This window comes from Enterobacter sp. KB-280D8 (assembly GCF_041399405.1).
Taxonomy (GTDB): Bacteria; Pseudomonadota; Gammaproteobacteria; order Enterobacterales; family Enterobacteriaceae; genus Enterobacter; species Enterobacter cloacae_N.
This window is the reverse complement of record NZ_JBGKEC010000019.1, coordinates 10,353-26,096: the sequence shown is the minus strand read 5'-3', so window position 1 is coordinate 26,096 and position 15,744 is coordinate 10,353. Positions and strand designations below refer to the sequence as shown.

Below are 15,744 nucleotides of genomic sequence, written 5' to 3'. Positions count from 1 at the left end.
TCTCTTCAACCGACCGGGTTGTCTGTGAAGTGATTCACATCCGCCGTGTCGATGGAGGCGCATTATAGGGATCCCAATTTTTAGCACAAGTATTTTTTAGATCTTTTTTTCCGACTGCTGATTTTCCGCGCTTTTCGCTGAAATCCCGCCCGATCTGCTTAAATATTGATGTTTTTTGCCTTGCCTCGATCCAATAATATGATCAAGTCTTCCGTATAAAGCTCATCCTCAGAGGTAGTTATGTCCGCAGTATTACGCCCTTATAAAGATCTGTTCCCCCAAAAAGGCGATCGCGTGATGATCGATGCCACCAGCGTGGTCATTGGTGATGTCCGAATGGCCGATGACGTCAGTATCTGGCCACTCGTTGCGATCAGGGGAGACGTTAACTATGTGTCGATTGGTGCCCGTACCAATATTCAGGACGGTAGCGTTCTGCATGTCACCCACAAATCCTCCTATAACCCGCAGGGTAATCCCCTCATCATTGGAGAAGAGGTTACCGTCGGTCATAAAGTGATGCTTCACGGCTGCACTATCGGTAATCGGGTGCTTGTTGGCATGGGATCGATTTTGCTGGATGGCGTCATAGTAGAAGATGACGTAATGATTGGGGCCGGTAGCCTGGTCCCGCAGAACAAACGTCTGGAGAGTGGCTATCTCTATCTGGGAAGCCCGGTAAAACAGATCCGCCCCCTGAAGGAGGCAGAGATCGAAGGACTGAAGTACTCAGCGAACAACTACGTAAAATGGAAGAATGACTATTTGGATCAGGACAACCAAACCCAGCCCTGATCGTCTTCCTGCTGATCGCGAATTAAATCGCTGGCTTCCTCTTCCAGATCCCAGCGATTTTCGCAAAATATGTCTATAGGATCTGAACCGCCAAAGCGACGCAACAGCGTTTCCCCATGAATGGCGCAGGTCAATTGCATACCCTGCACCAGCACCGGGAAACAGACCGCTTGTTTACTCTCATCCCAGTTCTCTCTGTCCGGGAAATGAATAGCCTGATTCACGCCGAAAGCTCCTGCTTTAACTTTTCAATGACAGGTTCGACTGCAGGCAACACGCCATGCCAGAGCAGCACCGCATGCGCAGCCTGACCCACCAGCATCCCCAGTCCATCAGCGAGCTGTTTCGCACCGTGTTGCTCGCACCAGTTCAGAAAAGGCGTCTTCCCTTTCTGATAAAACATGTCATAGAAGTATATATGAGGGCTTACCAGAGAAGCGGGGATTGCCGGGATCTCTCCATTAATGCCGCTGGAGGTGGCATTAATGACCAGATCAAATTCACGCCCAGCAAGATCGCCAGGCGCTGCCGCACTTACGCTGCCAGTATGCGCAAACAACGCCGCCAGCGCTTCTGCCCGGGAAAAGGTTCGGTTGGTAATGGTCACCGCACAGTCCAGAGAAAGCAGAGGCAACAGTACTCCCCGCGATGCGCCACCCGCACCAATCAGCAGGACCCGGAAACCGGGTTTAATAAACGACAGTCGTTCCAGATCGCTCAGCAAACCTATTCCGTCGGTGTTGTCACCCAGAAGGCGTCCATCTTCAAGCCGTTTCAGGGTATTTACTGCACCAGCCAGCGAAGCACGCTCGGTAAGCTCATCCGCACGTTCGAAGGCTTCTTCTTTAAAAGGGACCGTCACATTAGCGCCTTGACCGCCGGCGGCGAAAAAAGCCTCCAGCGTTGGAATAAATGCATCCACCGGTGCAAGTACGCGACCATAGGGATGATTAATCTGCAGCTGCTTCGCAAATTGCTGATGGATCAGCGGTGACTTGCTGTGCGCAATCGGATTACCAAAAACAGCATAGGTTTCCATGAGATTACCCCTGGCGAAAACGTTCGCCGGTCAAAGCGTCGCGAATTTCAGACGGATTCAGGCGCCCTCCCGTCTCTCCAACAGCAACCGGGAAGTCGTTCCCGAACTGTGCCAGCACTTCTTCGGTTGTACGACAAGGTGGCAATCCGGTCAGGTTGGCGCTGGTTGAGACCAGCGGTTTACCAAATGCCAGACAAAGCTCTATTACCAGCGGGTGGTCAGTTACGCGAACGGCAAGGGAATCAAAGCGTCCGGTCAACCAGCGTGGCGTTGTCGGCTGTGCCGGGAAAACAAAGGTCACTGGACCGGGCCATGCGGAAAAAATAGTCTCGCGCTGCGCCGACGTCAGCATAGAGTCATCGATGTAGGGCTTAAGCTGCTCGTACTTCGCAGCTATCAAAATCAGCCCTTTCTCGACGGGTCTTTGTTTCAAGGCAAGCAGGCGGCTCACAGCCGTCTCGCTGTCAGGATCGCAACCGACCCCAAAAACAGCTTCAGTTGGATAGGCGATGACTTCTTCATTTTTCAGTACGTCCACTGCATGCGCAATGGAGCCTGATGGCAGGTTATTATTCACTATTTTGATCCGCCGTAACCGGCTTTCCACATTGTTTACTGGCGCAGAAGCGTTTCATACCCTGCGCCGTTTTCTTCTCGATAAGTAGCGGATAGTTGCAATGAATGCAGACGCCCGCTACCGGTTTGAAATTGATAACGAACTGGCATTCAGGGTAGCGATCGCAGGAATGAAAGGTCTTACCATAACGAGAACGGCGTTGTACCAGTTGACCGCGCTGACACTGGGGACACGCAATAGCCGTTTCATCAGGCTTATCAATTTGTTCCGTATGCTCACATTCCGGGTAGCGGCTACAGCCAATAAACATACCGAAACGGCCCTGACGTAGCGCTAATTCACCACCACAAAGAGGACATAGCTGTCCTTCCAGAATTTTGACGATATGTCCATCCGCCTGGCTTTTCAGAGGACGGACATAATCACATTCCGGATAGTGTGAACAACCGAGAAACGGGCCGTGTTTCCCGGACCGAATAACAAGCTCAGCCCCGCACTGCGGGCAGGGCTCGTTTTTATGCACCGTGAATAGTGCTGATTTGGCCATAACAACTCTTGGTGCTGCACATTGAATTAGTGCAGCATACCTTCATTCACTTCAAAGAGTAATTCTTCCATTTGCTGATAGGCATTTTCACAGCCCGGGATATTAAACAGAACCATCAGAATCACCCATTTGAGATCTTCCAGTTCAAATTCTGCCGTATCCAGCGCCATGACGCGCTCTATCACCATTTCTCTCGTTTCGAGGTTTAGCACCTGAATCTGCTCAAGGAATAAGATGAAACCCCGGCAGCTGGCATCCAGCCTTTCACACTCTTCAGCGGTATAAATGCGTACTGACAATGGGTCAGAAGCAAGCTGCATCGGCTCGGCGAGGCCTTCCTGATAATCAGCCAGCTTTTCCAGCCACATCAACGCGTTATAGATATCTTCCCGCTCAAACCCCGCATCGGTAAGATCCTGTGTCAATTTGTCCTGATCCACTCGCATTTCTGCTTCGTTATGGATGTAAGTCTCAAACAAATACATCAGTACGTCGAACATGGCATGCCCTCCTTAATCGGACATAGCCGCCGGGTACAGCTGCGATCCACCCTGCTAACTCCAGTTCGAGTAGCTGTGCTACCGTTACTGGCACAGGTTGGCCGGCACGTTCAGCGACAACGTCAACAGGTGTTACCTCATCTCCTACGTTAGCCAGGAGCTTGGGAAATGGCAATGCCACCTTTCCCTGATCTGATGAATAATGTCGCTTTTCGGGATCTTCCTGCAGACATTGCAAGCCATATTGCAAATTTTCAAGAATGTCCCGCACTTCTGTTACCGGCGTCGCCCCCTGCTTTATCAGCCAGTGTGGTCCTTCGCACCCCGGGTTACCTATCGGGCCGGGTAAGGCGAAAACCTCCCTGCCCTGATCGAGCGCGCATCGTGCCGTGACCAGCGAACCGCTTCGCACTGCCGCTTCAACGACCAATACTCCCTGGCTAAGCCCGCTGATGATTCGGTTACGACGCGGAAAGTTTGCCGGTCGGGGCTGCGCCGAAAGGGGAAACTCAGACACTATCGCCCCGTCAGCTTCGATTAATCGCATAGCCAGCGCCTGGTGTCGACGGGGATAAATGCTAAACAGGCCGTTCCCCAGTACGGCCACGCTACGCCCTTTTGCTGATAGCGCAGCACTATGGGCAACACCGTCAATACCGCAGGCCAGCCCACTGGTGATCGTGAAACCACATTGCGAAAGTTGTTCGCACAGAATTTTTCCCCATCGCTCTCCATACCATGACGGTGCACGGCTGCCTACTACCGCCAGTTGGACAGCATTAAGGGTTTCAGGGTTACCTTTTACGAATAACGCCCCGGGATAATCAGGAATTGCTCGAAGTAAAGGAGGATAAAGTGGATGGTTTGCCGTCAATAAATGATTTCCCGGCTGCTCAAGCCACGCCAGACTACGCTCCAGCTCACTTTCATCTGGGGCAAAGAACCGTTCAACCTGTTTTGCTGTCAGACCGGCGCTTTTGACGACAGGCACGTCGAGGTTTTCATGCTTCTGCAGTTGCACAGCCGCTTCCAGCATTCCATCGCCACATAGTGAACCTGTGTGTATTAGCCGTAGCCATATCTCGATAGACGTCATCCTTTCCCCCCTGCCATAAGCGGCCTGCGCAATCATTGCGATTGGTCACTGATGCTGTCAATCGACCCTGGATTTGTCTAGAATAGAAGTAATATTCTTATCAACTCCTGAACACGACTCTGGAAATTTATGGCAGTTTTGCAAGTGTTACATATTCCGGACGAGCGCCTTCGCATCGTCGCTGAACCGGTCAAAGAAGTGAATGCAGAAATCCAGCGTATCGTTGATGATATGTTCGATACCATGTACGCCGAAGAAGGCATTGGTCTGGCGGCGACGCAGGTGGACATTCACAAACGTATTATCGTGATCGACGTTTCCGAAAATCGCGATGAGCGTCTGGTGCTGATCAACCCTGAATTGCTTGAAAAGAGCGGTGAAACGGGCATTGAGGAAGGCTGCCTGTCCATTCCTGAACAACGCGCTTTGGTGCCACGTGCCGAAAAAGTGAAAATCCGCGCTTTGGATCGTGACGGTGACCCGTTCGAACTGGAAGCAGATGACCTGCTGGCAATTTGCATTCAGCATGAGATGGATCACCTGGTCGGTAAGCTGTTTATCGATTACCTCTCGCCGTTGAAGCAACAGCGTATTCGTCAAAAAGTAGAGAAACTGGATCGTTTGCGCTCTCGCGCATAACGTCCCCCCGGATACAAGGATCATCGTGTCTAAAACACTACGTATTATCTTCGCGGGAACCCCTGATTTTGCAGCGCGTCATCTTGACGCGCTGTTATCTTCTGGTCACCAGGTTGTTGGCGTCTTTACCCAGCCGGACCGTCCGGCTGGCCGCGGTAAAAAAATGATGCCCAGCCCGGTAAAGGTGCTGGCAGAAGAGCATGGGCTTCCCGTTTTTCAGCCCGCATCCTTACGCCCTCAGGAAAATCAGCAGCTGGTCGCTGAGCTGAATGCCGACGTAATGGTCGTAGTGGCTTACGGTTTAATTCTGCCAAAAGCGGTGCTTGATATGCCTCGTCTGGGTTGTATCAACGTGCATGGCTCACTGCTCCCACGCTGGCGCGGTGCGGCACCTATCCAGCGCTCCCTGTGGGCGGGGGATGCAGAAACCGGCGTCACAATCATGAAGATGGACGTAGGTTTAGACACCGGCGACATGCTGCATAAACTGGCGTGCCCTATTACTGCAGACGATACCAGCGCTACGCTGTATGACAAATTAGCAGGCCTCGGTCCGCAAGGGCTTATCGAGACGCTGCAGCGGCTTGCTGACAATACGGCAAAACCTGAGGTTCAGGATGAGGCGCTGGTGACGTATGCTGAAAAACTGAGTAAAGAAGAAGCCCGGATCGACTGGTCCTTGTCTGCCGCTCAACTTGAACGCTGCATCCGCGCCTTTAATCCGTGGCCGATGAGCTGGATGGAGATTGATGAGCAGCCAGTGAAAGTCTGGAAAGCGTCAGTCATTAACGGCAATACGGCTGCTGAACCCGGCACGATTATCGACGCCAGCAAGAACGGTATCCAGGTTGCGACTGCAGAAGGGATACTGAATCTTGAATCGCTGCAACCGGCCGGGAAGAAAGCCATGAGCGCTCAGGATCTTTTAAATTCCCGTCGCGAATGGTTTATCCCGGGCAATCGCCTTGCCTGAACAAACATATGCTTAAGGCCCGGTGTTTCCGGGCATTTTTATTTTTACGGTTATGAAAAAACAAAATCTACGCAGTATGGCGGCTCAGGCCGTTGAGCAGGTTATCGAGCAGGGCCAGTCATTGAGTAATGTCCTGCCCCCCCTGCAACAAAAAGTATCAGATAAAGACAAAGCCCTGCTCCAGGAGCTTTGCTTTGGCGTTCTGCGCACCCTTTCTCAGCTTGAGTGGCTCATTAATAAGCTGATGTCACGCCCAATGACGGGCAAGCAGCGCACCGTTCATTATTTGATCATGGTGGGTTTTTATCAGCTTCTTCATACTCGCATTCCACCTCACGCCGCGCTTGCTGAAACAGTGGAAGGCGCCGTTGCGATAAAACGTCCTCAGTTGAAAGGATTAATCAACGGCGTACTGCGTCAGTTCCAGCGTCAGCAGGATGAGCTTCTGGCTGAATTTGCGCAAAGCGAAACACGTTTTCTCCACCCGGACTGGCTGCTGAATCGTCTTAAAAAAGCGTATCCGAAGCAGTGGCAAAACATTGCCGAAGCGAATAATCAACGCCCGCCGATGTGGTTACGCGTCAATCGCAATCACCACACCCGTGACGCATGGCTGGCATTACTGGAAGACGCTGGAATGAGTGGATTCACGCATGAAACCTATCCGGATGCCGTGCGTTTAGCCTCCGCTGCACCGGTACATGCTTTACCTGGTTTTGATGAAGGCTGGGTGACCGTGCAAGATGCCTCTGCTCAGGGTTGTATGACCTGGCTTGAACCCCAAAATGGTGAGCAGATCCTCGATCTGTGCGCGGCGCCTGGCGGAAAAACGACACACATTCTGGAAGTGGCTCCACAGGCCAGCGTGATGGCAGTGGACGTTGATGAGCAGCGTCTTTCACGCGTCTACGACAACCTCAAGCGCCTGGGCATGAAGGCACAGGTTAAACAAGGCGATGGACGCAAGCCTGCGGAATGGTGTGGTGAAACCCAGTTCGACCGCATTTTGCTGGATGCACCCTGCTCTGCAACAGGCGTAATTCGTCGTCATCCGGACATCAAGTGGCTACGCCGCGATCGTGATATTAAGGAACTTGCCCAACTGCAATCGGACATACTTGACGCGATTTGGCCACATCTTAAACCCGGCGGTACGCTGGTTTATGCCACCTGCTCCATACTGCCAGAAGAAAACAGCCAGCAAATCGCAGCCTTCCTTAAGCGTACCCCGGACGCTACGCTGCGCGATACGGGAACGCCTGAATGCCCAGGACAGCAAAACCTGCCGGGCGCGGAAGAGGGTGATGGCTTCTTTTACGCTAAGCTAATCAAAGAGTGATGTTGAGAACAGGTCACGAGATATGAAGATTATCATTCTGGGCGCAGGACAAGTGGGCGGAACGCTGGCGGAAAACCTGGTTGGCGAAAACAACGACATCACAATCGTTGATACCAACGGCGATCGTCTGCGCGTTTTACAGGACAAATTTGACCTTCGCGTTGTGCAGGGTCATGGCTCACACCCGCGTGTGCTCCGCGAGGCGGGTGCCGACGATGCCGACATGCTGGTTGCGGTGACCAGTTCTGACGAAACCAATATGGTGGCCTGTCAGGTGGCCTACTCGCTTTTCAACACGCCAAACAGAATCGCACGCATCCGTTCACCGGACTATGTTCGCGATGCAGAAAAACTGTTTAATTCAGAAGCGGTTCCCATTGATCATCTTATCGCACCGGAACAGCTGGTTATCGACAATATCTATCGTCTGATCGAATATCCAGGCGCACTGCAGGTGGTGAACTTTGCCGAAGGTAAAGTCAGTCTTGCCGTCGTAAAGGCCTATTACGGCGGTCCGTTGATCGGCAACGCGTTGTCCACCATGCGCGAGCACATGCCTCATATTGATACGCGCGTCGCCGCCATCTTCCGGCACGACAGACCTATTCGCCCGCAGGGCTCCACAATTGTCGAAGCAGGGGATGAGGTCTTCTTTATTGCGGCCTCTCAGCATATTCGTGCAGTAATGAGCGAATTGCAGCGTCTCGAAAAGCCTTATAAACGCATTATGCTGGTCGGTGGTGGCAATATCGGTGCGGGTCTCGCGCGAAGGCTGGAAAAAGACTACAGCGTGAAATTGATCGAGCGCGATCAGCAACGTGCTTCTGAGCTGGCGGAAAAACTGCAAAATACGATCGTATTTTATGGTGACGCGTCAGATCAGGAATTACTGGCAGAAGAGCATATTGATCAAGTTGATCTCTTTATTGCCGTCACCAACGATGACGAGGCGAATATTATGTCCGCCATGCTCGCCAAACGTATGGGGGCAAAGAAGGTCATGGTACTTATCCAACGTAAGGCGTATGTCGACCTGGTTCAGGGCAGCGTGATTGATATTGCTATTTCACCGCAGCAGGCGACCATTTCCGCTCTGCTGAGCCATGTACGTAAAGCGGACATTGTCGGCGTTTCATCGCTCCGCCGCGGTGTGGCAGAAGCGATTGAAGCGGTGGCCCATGGAGATGAAACCACCTCTCGCGTTGTGGGCCGCGCCATCGACGAAATTAAGCTGCCGCCGGGCACAATTATCGGTGCCGTCGTGCGTGGAAATGATGTCATGATCGCCAATGATAATTTACGTATTGAGCAAGGCGATCACGTAATTATGTTCCTTACCGATAAAAAATTTATTACCGACGTCGAGCGTTTATTCCAGCCAAGCCCATTCTTCCTTTAATATGTCTGGTGCTCTCAATAGAGCACCTGCACTTTACCCCCTTTATTGCTGTGCCTTTTATTTTCATAACGTTCAATTATCCCGAATGGCAATTGGCTAATCATTTGTTAAACTTATAGTCGTCAGCTGGCACAAGGAGAACATAATGAGTTTTATTAAAGAATTTCGCGAATTTGCGATGCGCGGGAACGTGGTGGATTTGGCAGTGGGTGTCATTATTGGTGCGGCATTCGGCAAGATTGTTTCATCATTAGTTGCAGACATCATCATGCCACCTTTAGGGCTGCTAATCGGGGGCATTGATTTCAAACAGTTCGCATTCACGTTGCGTGAAGCACAGGGTGATATCCCGGCAGTAGTAATGCACTACGGCGTGTTTATCCAGAACGTATTTGATTTCGTGATTGTGGCGTTTGCTATTTTTATGGCTATCAAGCTGATCAACAGGCTCAACCGTAAAAAAGAAGAGCCCGCGGCCGCACCAGCACCAACGAAAGAAGAAGTATTGCTGACGGAAATCCGCGATCTGTTAAAAGAGCAGAACAACCGCGTTTAATCAGTAAACAAAAGCAGGAAGGCCAGTGGTAAATAAGCGATTCGCTTGCTTGCCACTGGCCTCCCAGTTACCCCGTTTTGCATGTTTGTCTTTGCGCAGATAACTTCCCTTCCCTTTTTTATTCTTTTCAACGCGCTGTCGAAAAAGCGGGTCGTGAAGTAAAGCCTCAATGGCATTGTCTTTAATTTGTCCCTTAGTGTGCTGATAGCGGCTCATAATTTCTCCTGAGCATGGTTTATGACGACGGAAGTCTAGACCCGGGTAGATTAAAAATCAACATCCCCGAGTTTCTCCACTGGCCCCTTGTTCAAGGGCTTCCAGAATTGAGCAATAAATACTGCTGTGGGCCGTTCCGCAACAGGCATCATTAAGCCTTTGCAGAGAACGCTGCATGGTTTGTAGTTCCTGAATACGGGCTTCAACTTCATCAAGCCGGGCCTGCACGATGCTTTTGGATTCCTGGCAGGTGTGATGCTCAGGATCGATGCGGATCGATAGTAACTCGCGGATCGAATCCAGCGTGAAGCCAAGCTGTCGAGCATAGCGTATGAATCTCAGACGCTGCAGATCGTTATCGGTATAAAGCCGAAAGCCACCTTCTGTGCGTACCTCATGATCGATCATTTGCTGCTTTTCGTAATATCGAATAGTGTCCGGCGTTACGTTAGCGAGCTTTGCAAGTTCACCGATACGGTACATCGCTACTCCTCATTTATCTTCTTCAGCAATCTTTCACCGTATTCCCCATGCAGGAACTCCGTGTTCATTCCTGCATGGCGCAGCTTGAGCTCGATCAGCGCAAGCCTGCGGCTAAGTTCTGTATGTCGAGGATCGTCCTGACGGATCCCTTTTAGCAGATCGACAAGTTCAACAGCCTCTCTGCGCTGCTCAAGCTCAGGAGGAAGGCAGCCGGCATTTTTTAATAAACGATATCCAGCCCGGAGTTCAGGCGCAATATGCAAATCATCTTCCAGTTCCAGAGGTTCGCCGCTTCCGGCAAGATTGTCGAAATCGCCTTTATTTTGGGCATCGCGGATATGGCGTTCTGCCCACTGGTCAAGCAACCACATCATCAGCTCCAGGGGATGAACAAAATTGATACAGGCATTGTAGAGAAATGGGGATACTGCGGATATAAAAAAACCCGCCGAGGCGGGTTTTTTTACGTTACTGCAGATTACTCTGCAGCAGCTTCTGCTTTCTCTGAACGATCAACCAGCTCGATGTAAGCCATCGGCGCGTTGTCGCCTGCACGGAAACCACACTTCAGAATGCGAGTGTAACCACCGGCACGGCTCGCGAAACGCGGGCCCAGTTCGTTAAACAGTTTTGCCACGATCTCGTTATCACGAGTACGGGCGAATGCCAGACGACGATTAGCAACGCTGTCAGTCTTGGCAAGAGTAATCAGCGGCTCAACTACGCGACGCAGCTCTTTCGCTTTAGGCAGGGTCGTCTTGATGATTTCATGACGAACCAGTGAACCTGCCATGTTGCGGAACATAGCCTGGCGATGGCTGCTGTTGCGGTTCAGTTGACGACCACTCTTACGATGGCGCATGACCTTATCCTTCTCAGTAAAACCTTAACCTGTGATCCGGTTACTCGTCAGCAATGCTTGCCGGTGGCCAGTTTTCCAGGCGCATGCCCAGAGACAGACCACGTGAAGCCAGCACGTCTTTAATCTCGGTAAGAGATTTTTTACCCAGGTTCGGCGTTTTCAGCAACTCAACCTCGGTACGCTGTACCAGATCACCGATATAGTGGATAGCTTCTGCCTTGAGGCAGTTAGCAGAGCGGACAGTCAATTCGAGATCGTCAACAGGGCGCAGCAGGATCGGATCGAATTCTGGTTTCTCTTCTTTCACTTCTGGCTGACGTACATCACGTAAGTCAACGAAAGCTTCCAGTTGTTCTGCCAGGATGGTTGCCGCACGACGAATCGCCTCTTCAGGATCGATTGTGCCGTTGGTTTCCATTTCGATGACCAGCTTGTCCAGGTCGGTACGCTGTTCTACACGCGCTGCTTCAACATTGTAGGCAATACGCTCTACAGGGCTGTAGCATGCGTCGACCAGCAGACGGCCGATTGGGCGCTCATCTTCTTCCGAATGAATTCGGGCAGAAGCCGGCACATAACCACGACCGCGCTGAACTTTGATACGCATGCTAATAGCTGCGTTCTCATCGGTCAGGTGGCAGATCACGTGCTGCGGCTTGACGATTTCAACATCACCGTCGTGGGTGATGTCGGCTGCAGTCACAGGGCCAATGCCAGATTTATTCAGAGTAAGAATAACTTCATCTTTACCCTGAACTCTCACCGCCAGCCCTTTCAGGTTGAGCAGGATTTCAAGGATATCTTCCTGAACGCCTTCTTTGGTGCTGTACTCATGAAGTACACCATCAATCTCAACCTCGGTCACCGCGCAACCCGGCATCGATGAGAGCAGAATACGGCGCAGTGCGTTACCCAGAGTATGGCCAAAGCCACGCTCTAAAGGCTCAAGGGTCACCTTGGCGTGCGTCGAACTCACTTGCTCGATATCTACCAGGCGCGGTTTTAGAAACTCTGTCACAGAACCCTGCATTGTGTCCTCTCTTTGGTACTAAGCTTTACTTGGAGTAAAGCTCGACGATCAGGTGTTCGTTAATGTCCGCAGACAGATCAGAACGTTCTGGCTGACGCTTGAACGTACCTTCCATCTTGCCAGCATCAACTTCCAGCCAGGTTGGCTTTTCACGCTGCTCAGCCAGCTCCAGAGCGGCCTTCACGCGAGATTGCTTTTTCGCTTTCTCACGAATGCTAACAACGTCATTCGCTTTAACCTGATAAGAAGCGATGTTAACAACACGACCGTTTACCATGATTGCTTTGTGGCTAACCAGCTGACGTGATTCAGCACGAGTAGCGCCGAAGCCCATACGGTATACAACGTTGTCCAGACGACCTTCCAGCAGAGCCAGCAGGTTTTCACCTGTGTTGCCTTTCAGACGTGCTGCTTCTTTATAATAGTTACGGAACTGACGCTCCAGCACACCGTACATACGGCGAACTTTTTGCTTTTCACGCAACTGCACACCATAGTCAGACAGACGCGGTTTACGCGCACCGTGCTGGCCAGGAGCTTGTTCAATTTTACACTTGGTATCGATCGCGCGAACGCCAGACTTAAGGAATAAGTCGGTGCCCTCACGACGGCTCAGCTTGAGCTTAGGACCCAAATATCTTGCCATTTTCTATCTCCAACTAACCTAAAAAACGAGCGTTATACGCGACGTTTTTTCGGCGGACGACAACCGTTATGAGGGATCGGAGTCACATCAGTAATATTAGTGATGCGGAAACCAGCGGCGTTCAGAGCGCGAACAGTAGATTCACGACCCGGACCCGGACCTTTAACCATAACTTCCAGATTCTTGATGCCGTATTCTTTTACGGCTTCAGCGCAACGCTCTGCCGCAACCTGAGCTGCGAACGGAGTGGATTTGCGAGAACCACGGAAACCGGAACCACCGGCTGTTGCCCAACCCAATGCGTTACCCTGACGATCAGTAATAGTAACGATGGTGTTGTTGAAAGAAGCATGGATATGAGCCACGCCGTCAGAGACTTGTTTTCTTACACGTTTACGTGCACGAACTGGTGCCTTTGCCATTATTCAATCACCCCGATTATTTCTTGATCGGTTTGCGCGGACCCTTACGGGTACGTGCGTTGGTCTTAGTACGCTGACCGCGCACTGGCAGACCACGACGATGACGCAAACCGCGATAGCAACCAAGATCCATCAGGCGCTTGATGCTCATGCTGATTTCACGGCGCAGATCACCTTCAACGACAAATTTGGCAACTTCGTCACGCAGCGTGTCGATTTGTCCTTCAGACAGCTCACTGATCTTAACATCTTCAGCGATACCCGCTGCAGCCAGGATGGCTTTAGAACGGGTCTTGCCGATGCCGTAGATCGAAGTTAATGCGATCACAGCATGTTTCTGATCAGGAATGTTAATGCCTGCTATACGGGCCACTATGCACTCCTACTATTTAATATGTACGCACCATGCTGAAAAGCCCGTTTTCAGGATACTCAAATGGAAACGTACAGACATACAAAAGATTGGCTGGCTAATCTAGCCAGCTCAACCCAACTTTGCAAGAAAAATATGCGAAATAATCAGCCTTGGCGCTGTTTATGCTTCGGCTCGGCACTGCAAATCACACGGATGACACCATCACGCTTAACGATTTTGCAGTTACGGCATAATTTCTTGACGGAAGCACGAACTTTCATTTTTACTCTCCGTAACTTCTCAGGCGACCAATTAGCGGCCGTAGCCTTTCAGGTTCGCCTTCTTCAATGCAGACTCATACTGACTGGACATCATCAGAGTTTGCACTTGAGCCATAAAGTCCATAATCACGACAACAACGATAAGCAGTGAGGTCCCACCGAAGTAGAACGGTACTTTCATTGCATCACGCATGAACTCCGGGATCAGGCAGATAAAAGTAATATAAAGCGCACCAACCAAAGTCAGGCGGGTCATTACTTTATCGATATACTTCGCCGTTTGCTCTCCCGGACGAATTCCTGGTACAAATGCACCGGACTTCTTCAGGTTATCTGCTGTTTCACGCGGGTTGAAGACCAACGCCGTGTAGAAGAAACAGAAGAAGATGATCGCAGACGCATAGAGTAACACATAAAGTGGTTGCCCAGGCTGCAAATACAGCGAAATTGTTGTCAGCCAGTTCCAACCAGTACCGCCCCCGAACCATGACGCGATGGTTGCCGGGAACAGAATAATACTGGAAGCGAAGATAGCCGGGATAACCCCCGCCATATTCACTTTCAGCGGTAAATGTGTGCTCTGTGCAGCATAGACACGACGACCTTGCTGACGTTTAGCGTAGTTCACCACAATGCGGCGTTGACCACGTTCAACGAAGACAACAAAGAACGTCACTGCAAATACTAATACTGCAACCAACAGCAACAGGAGGAAGTGCAGGTCGCCTTGACGCGCTTGCTCGATAGTATGGGCGATGGCCGGCGGGAGTCCCGCAACGATACCGGCGAAGATAATGATTGAGATACCGTTACCGATACCACGCTCAGTAATCTGTTCGCCGAGCCACATCAGGAACATAGTCCCTGTGACCAGACTAACAACAGCGGTGAAATAGAATGCAAAGCCTGGGTTTAATACCAGGCCCTGCATACCAGGCATATTCGGCAGACCGGTAGCAATACCGATCGACTGGAATATTGCCAGCACCAGAGTACCGTAACGGGTGTACTGACTAATCTTACGACGTCCAGACTCCCCTTCTTTCTTCAGCTCTGCCAGGGCCGGATGAACGACCGTCAGCAGCTGGATAATAATAGATGCCGAAATGTACGGCATAATACCCAGTGCAAAGATAGAAGCACGGCTGAGAGCACCACCAGAGAACATGTTGAACATTTCAATGATGGTGCCTCGCTGTTGCTCAAGCAGTTTGGCAAGTACAGCGGCATCGATACCAGGGATCGGAATAAAAGAGCCAATACGGAACACAATCAGCGCGCCGATAACAAACAGCAGTCTGCGTTTCAGCTCGCCAAATCCACCTTTGGCACTTTGAAAATCTAATCCCGGTTGCTTAGCCATCTGCTACTTATTCCTCAATTTTACCGCCAGCAGCTTCGATAGCAGCACGAGCACCTTTAGTAACACGCAGGCCACGAACAGTTACCGGAGTAGAAACTTCACCAGACAGGATCACTTTCGCGAACTCGATCTGAATACCGATAATGTTAGCTGCTTTCAGCGTGTTCAGGTCTACAACGCCGCCTTCAACTTTCGCCAGGTCAGACAGACGGATTTCCGCTGTGATCGCTGCTTTGCGAGAGGTGAAGCCGAACTTCGGCAGACGACGGTACAGTGGCATCTGGCCACCCTCGAAACCGCGACGTACGCCACCGCCAGAACGAGAGTTCTGACCTTTGTGACCACGACCACCGGTTTTGCCGAGGCCAGAACCGATACCACGACCCAGGCGTTTACCCGCCTTTTTAGAGCCTTCGGCCGGAGACAGAGTATTTAAACGCATCTCTTACTCCTCAACTTTAACCATGAAGTAAACCGCGTTGACCATACCACGAACAGCAGGAGTATCCTCGCGCTCAACGGTATGACCAATACGACGCAGACCCAGGCCAAGCAGCGTTGCCTTGTGTTTCGGCAGACGACCGATTGCACTGCGGGTTTGAGTGATTTTAATAGTCTTTGCCATG

24 protein-coding genes are annotated in these 15,744 nt (G+C 51.2%); 6 read left to right on the top strand and 18 right to left on the bottom strand.

What is annotated here, in order from left to right; translation table 11 throughout:
* Window positions 1-240: 240 nt before the first annotated feature.
* Window positions 241-795 (top strand): gamma carbonic anhydrase family protein, encoded by a 555-nt coding sequence (locus AB8818_RS22625; protein ID WP_116344080.1) that lies wholly within the window; start codon window positions 241-243, stop codon window positions 793-795.
* On the opposite strand, the gene AB8818_RS22620 is transcribed toward AB8818_RS22625, so the two are convergent.
* Genes AB8818_RS22620 through dprA form a run of 6 tightly spaced genes read right to left on the bottom strand, consistent with a single transcriptional unit; the run spans window position 771 to window position 4,554 of the window.
* Complete coding sequence (locus tag AB8818_RS22620; protein WP_166712481.1) at window positions 771-1,019, bottom strand: DUF1488 domain-containing protein; 249 nt, start codon at window positions 1,017-1,019, stop codon at window positions 771-773. The genes AB8818_RS22625 and AB8818_RS22620 overlap by 25 nt on opposite strands.
* The gene (gene aroE / locus AB8818_RS22615; RefSeq protein WP_166712483.1) at window positions 1,016-1,834 is read right to left on the bottom strand and encodes a shikimate dehydrogenase; all 819 of its coding nucleotides are present in this window, start codon (window positions 1,832-1,834) and stop codon (window positions 1,016-1,018) included. The genes AB8818_RS22620 and aroE overlap by 4 nt, the downstream gene beginning before the upstream one ends.
* A gap of 4 nt (window positions 1,835-1,838) precedes the next feature.
* Window positions 1,839-2,411 carry an L-threonylcarbamoyladenylate synthase type 1 TsaC gene (tsaC, locus tag AB8818_RS22610; protein WP_316387872.1) on the bottom strand — a complete coding sequence of 191 codons (573 nt, stop codon included), beginning with the start codon at window positions 2,409-2,411 and terminating at the stop codon, window positions 1,839-1,841.
* Window positions 2,404-2,958, bottom strand: a complete 555-nt coding sequence (locus AB8818_RS22605; protein ID WP_116344084.1) for a type I DNA topoisomerase — start codon at window positions 2,956-2,958, stop codon at window positions 2,404-2,406. The genes tsaC and AB8818_RS22605 overlap by 8 nt, the downstream gene beginning before the upstream one ends.
* A 26-nt stretch (window positions 2,959-2,984) precedes the next feature.
* The gene (gene smg, locus AB8818_RS22600) at window positions 2,985-3,458 is read right to left on the bottom strand and encodes a DUF494 family protein Smg (RefSeq protein WP_008503477.1); all 474 of its coding nucleotides are present in this window, start codon (window positions 3,456-3,458) and stop codon (window positions 2,985-2,987) included.
* The gene (dprA, locus tag AB8818_RS22595; protein WP_163331144.1) at window positions 3,430-4,554 is read right to left on the bottom strand and encodes a DNA-protecting protein DprA; all 1,125 of its coding nucleotides are present in this window, start codon (window positions 4,552-4,554) and stop codon (window positions 3,430-3,432) included. Before dprA ends, smg begins: the two co-directional genes overlap by 29 nt.
* Window positions 4,555-4,683: 129 nt before the next feature.
* Between dprA and def the strand changes: the two genes are divergently transcribed.
* The 5 genes from def to mscL all read left to right on the top strand — a co-directional run bounded on the left by def (window position 4,684) and on the right by mscL (window position 9,460).
* Window positions 4,684-5,193, top strand: a complete 510-nt coding sequence (def, locus tag AB8818_RS22590; RefSeq protein WP_166712489.1) for a peptide deformylase — start codon at window positions 4,684-4,686, stop codon at window positions 5,191-5,193.
* A 25-nt stretch (window positions 5,194-5,218) separates the two neighbouring features.
* Window positions 5,219-6,166: a methionyl-tRNA formyltransferase gene (gene fmt, locus AB8818_RS22585; RefSeq protein WP_316387863.1), complete on the top strand. Its 948-nt coding sequence runs from the start codon at window positions 5,219-5,221 to the stop codon at window positions 6,164-6,166.
* A 52-nt stretch (window positions 6,167-6,218) separates the two neighbouring features.
* Window positions 6,219-7,505, top strand: a complete 1,287-nt coding sequence (gene rsmB, locus AB8818_RS22580) for a 16S rRNA (cytosine(967)-C(5))-methyltransferase RsmB (RefSeq protein ID WP_316387862.1) — start codon at window positions 6,219-6,221, stop codon at window positions 7,503-7,505.
* Window positions 7,506-7,527: 22 nt separating this feature from the next.
* Window positions 7,528-8,904 (top strand): Trk system potassium transporter TrkA, encoded by a 1,377-nt coding sequence (gene trkA, locus AB8818_RS22575; protein ID WP_014885463.1) that lies wholly within the window; start codon window positions 7,528-7,530, stop codon window positions 8,902-8,904.
* A gap of 145 nt (window positions 8,905-9,049) precedes the next feature.
* Window positions 9,050-9,460: a large-conductance mechanosensitive channel protein MscL gene (gene mscL, locus AB8818_RS22570; RefSeq protein WP_014833515.1), complete on the top strand. Its 411-nt coding sequence runs from the start codon at window positions 9,050-9,052 to the stop codon at window positions 9,458-9,460.
* On the opposite strand, the gene AB8818_RS22565 is transcribed toward mscL, so the two are convergent.
* The 12 genes from AB8818_RS22565 to rpmD all read right to left on the bottom strand — a co-directional run bounded on the left by AB8818_RS22565 (window position 9,461) and on the right by rpmD (window position 15,743).
* Window positions 9,461-9,676: an alternative ribosome-rescue factor A gene (locus AB8818_RS22565; RefSeq protein WP_163331141.1), complete on the bottom strand. Its 216-nt coding sequence runs from the start codon at window positions 9,674-9,676 to the stop codon at window positions 9,461-9,463.
* Between the two features lie 57 nt (window positions 9,677-9,733).
* Window positions 9,734-10,159 (bottom strand): Zn(2+)-responsive transcriptional regulator, encoded by a 426-nt coding sequence (zntR, locus tag AB8818_RS22560; protein WP_014885465.1) that lies wholly within the window; start codon window positions 10,157-10,159, stop codon window positions 9,734-9,736.
* Between the two features lie 2 nt (window positions 10,160-10,161).
* Window positions 10,162-10,530 carry a DUF1992 domain-containing protein gene (locus tag AB8818_RS22555; RefSeq protein WP_233003707.1) on the bottom strand — a complete coding sequence of 123 codons (369 nt, stop codon included), beginning with the start codon at window positions 10,528-10,530 and terminating at the stop codon, window positions 10,162-10,164.
* 107 nt (window positions 10,531-10,637) lie between these two features.
* A complete protein-coding gene (gene rplQ / locus AB8818_RS22550; RefSeq protein WP_001216368.1) occupies window positions 10,638-11,021 on the bottom strand; it encodes a 50S ribosomal protein L17 in 384 nt (127 codons plus the stop codon).
* A 40-nt stretch (window positions 11,022-11,061) separates the two neighbouring features.
* On the bottom strand, window positions 11,062-12,051 hold the full coding sequence (gene rpoA, locus AB8818_RS22545; RefSeq protein ID WP_002919219.1) for a DNA-directed RNA polymerase subunit alpha: 990 nt from the start codon (window positions 12,049-12,051) through the stop codon (window positions 11,062-11,064).
* A 25-nt stretch (window positions 12,052-12,076) separates the two neighbouring features.
* Complete coding sequence (gene rpsD, locus AB8818_RS22540) at window positions 12,077-12,697, bottom strand: 30S ribosomal protein S4 (protein WP_004868345.1); 621 nt, start codon at window positions 12,695-12,697, stop codon at window positions 12,077-12,079.
* A 32-nt stretch (window positions 12,698-12,729) separates the two neighbouring features.
* Entirely contained in the window at window positions 12,730-13,119 is a 390-nt protein-coding gene (rpsK, locus tag AB8818_RS22535; protein WP_003863312.1) for a 30S ribosomal protein S11, read from the bottom strand.
* A 16-nt stretch (window positions 13,120-13,135) separates the two neighbouring features.
* Window positions 13,136-13,492: a 30S ribosomal protein S13 gene (gene rpsM / locus AB8818_RS22530; protein ID WP_013099021.1), complete on the bottom strand. Its 357-nt coding sequence runs from the start codon at window positions 13,490-13,492 to the stop codon at window positions 13,136-13,138.
* 146 nt (window positions 13,493-13,638) lie between these two features.
* Window positions 13,639-13,755: a 50S ribosomal protein L36 gene (rpmJ, locus tag AB8818_RS22525; protein WP_000868187.1), complete on the bottom strand. Its 117-nt coding sequence runs from the start codon at window positions 13,753-13,755 to the stop codon at window positions 13,639-13,641.
* 31 nt (window positions 13,756-13,786) lie between these two features.
* Entirely contained in the window at window positions 13,787-15,118 is a 1,332-nt protein-coding gene (gene secY / locus AB8818_RS22520; RefSeq protein WP_003863305.1) for a preprotein translocase subunit SecY, read from the bottom strand.
* Between the two features lie 7 nt (window positions 15,119-15,125).
* Window positions 15,126-15,560, bottom strand: coding sequence for a 50S ribosomal protein L15 (gene rplO / locus AB8818_RS22515; RefSeq protein WP_014885468.1), 435 nt, complete (start codon window positions 15,558-15,560; stop codon window positions 15,126-15,128).
* Between the two features lie 3 nt (window positions 15,561-15,563).
* The gene (rpmD, locus tag AB8818_RS22510; RefSeq protein WP_003863301.1) at window positions 15,564-15,743 is read right to left on the bottom strand and encodes a 50S ribosomal protein L30; all 180 of its coding nucleotides are present in this window, start codon (window positions 15,741-15,743) and stop codon (window positions 15,564-15,566) included.
* Between the last annotated feature and the right edge of the window lies 1 nt (window position 15,744).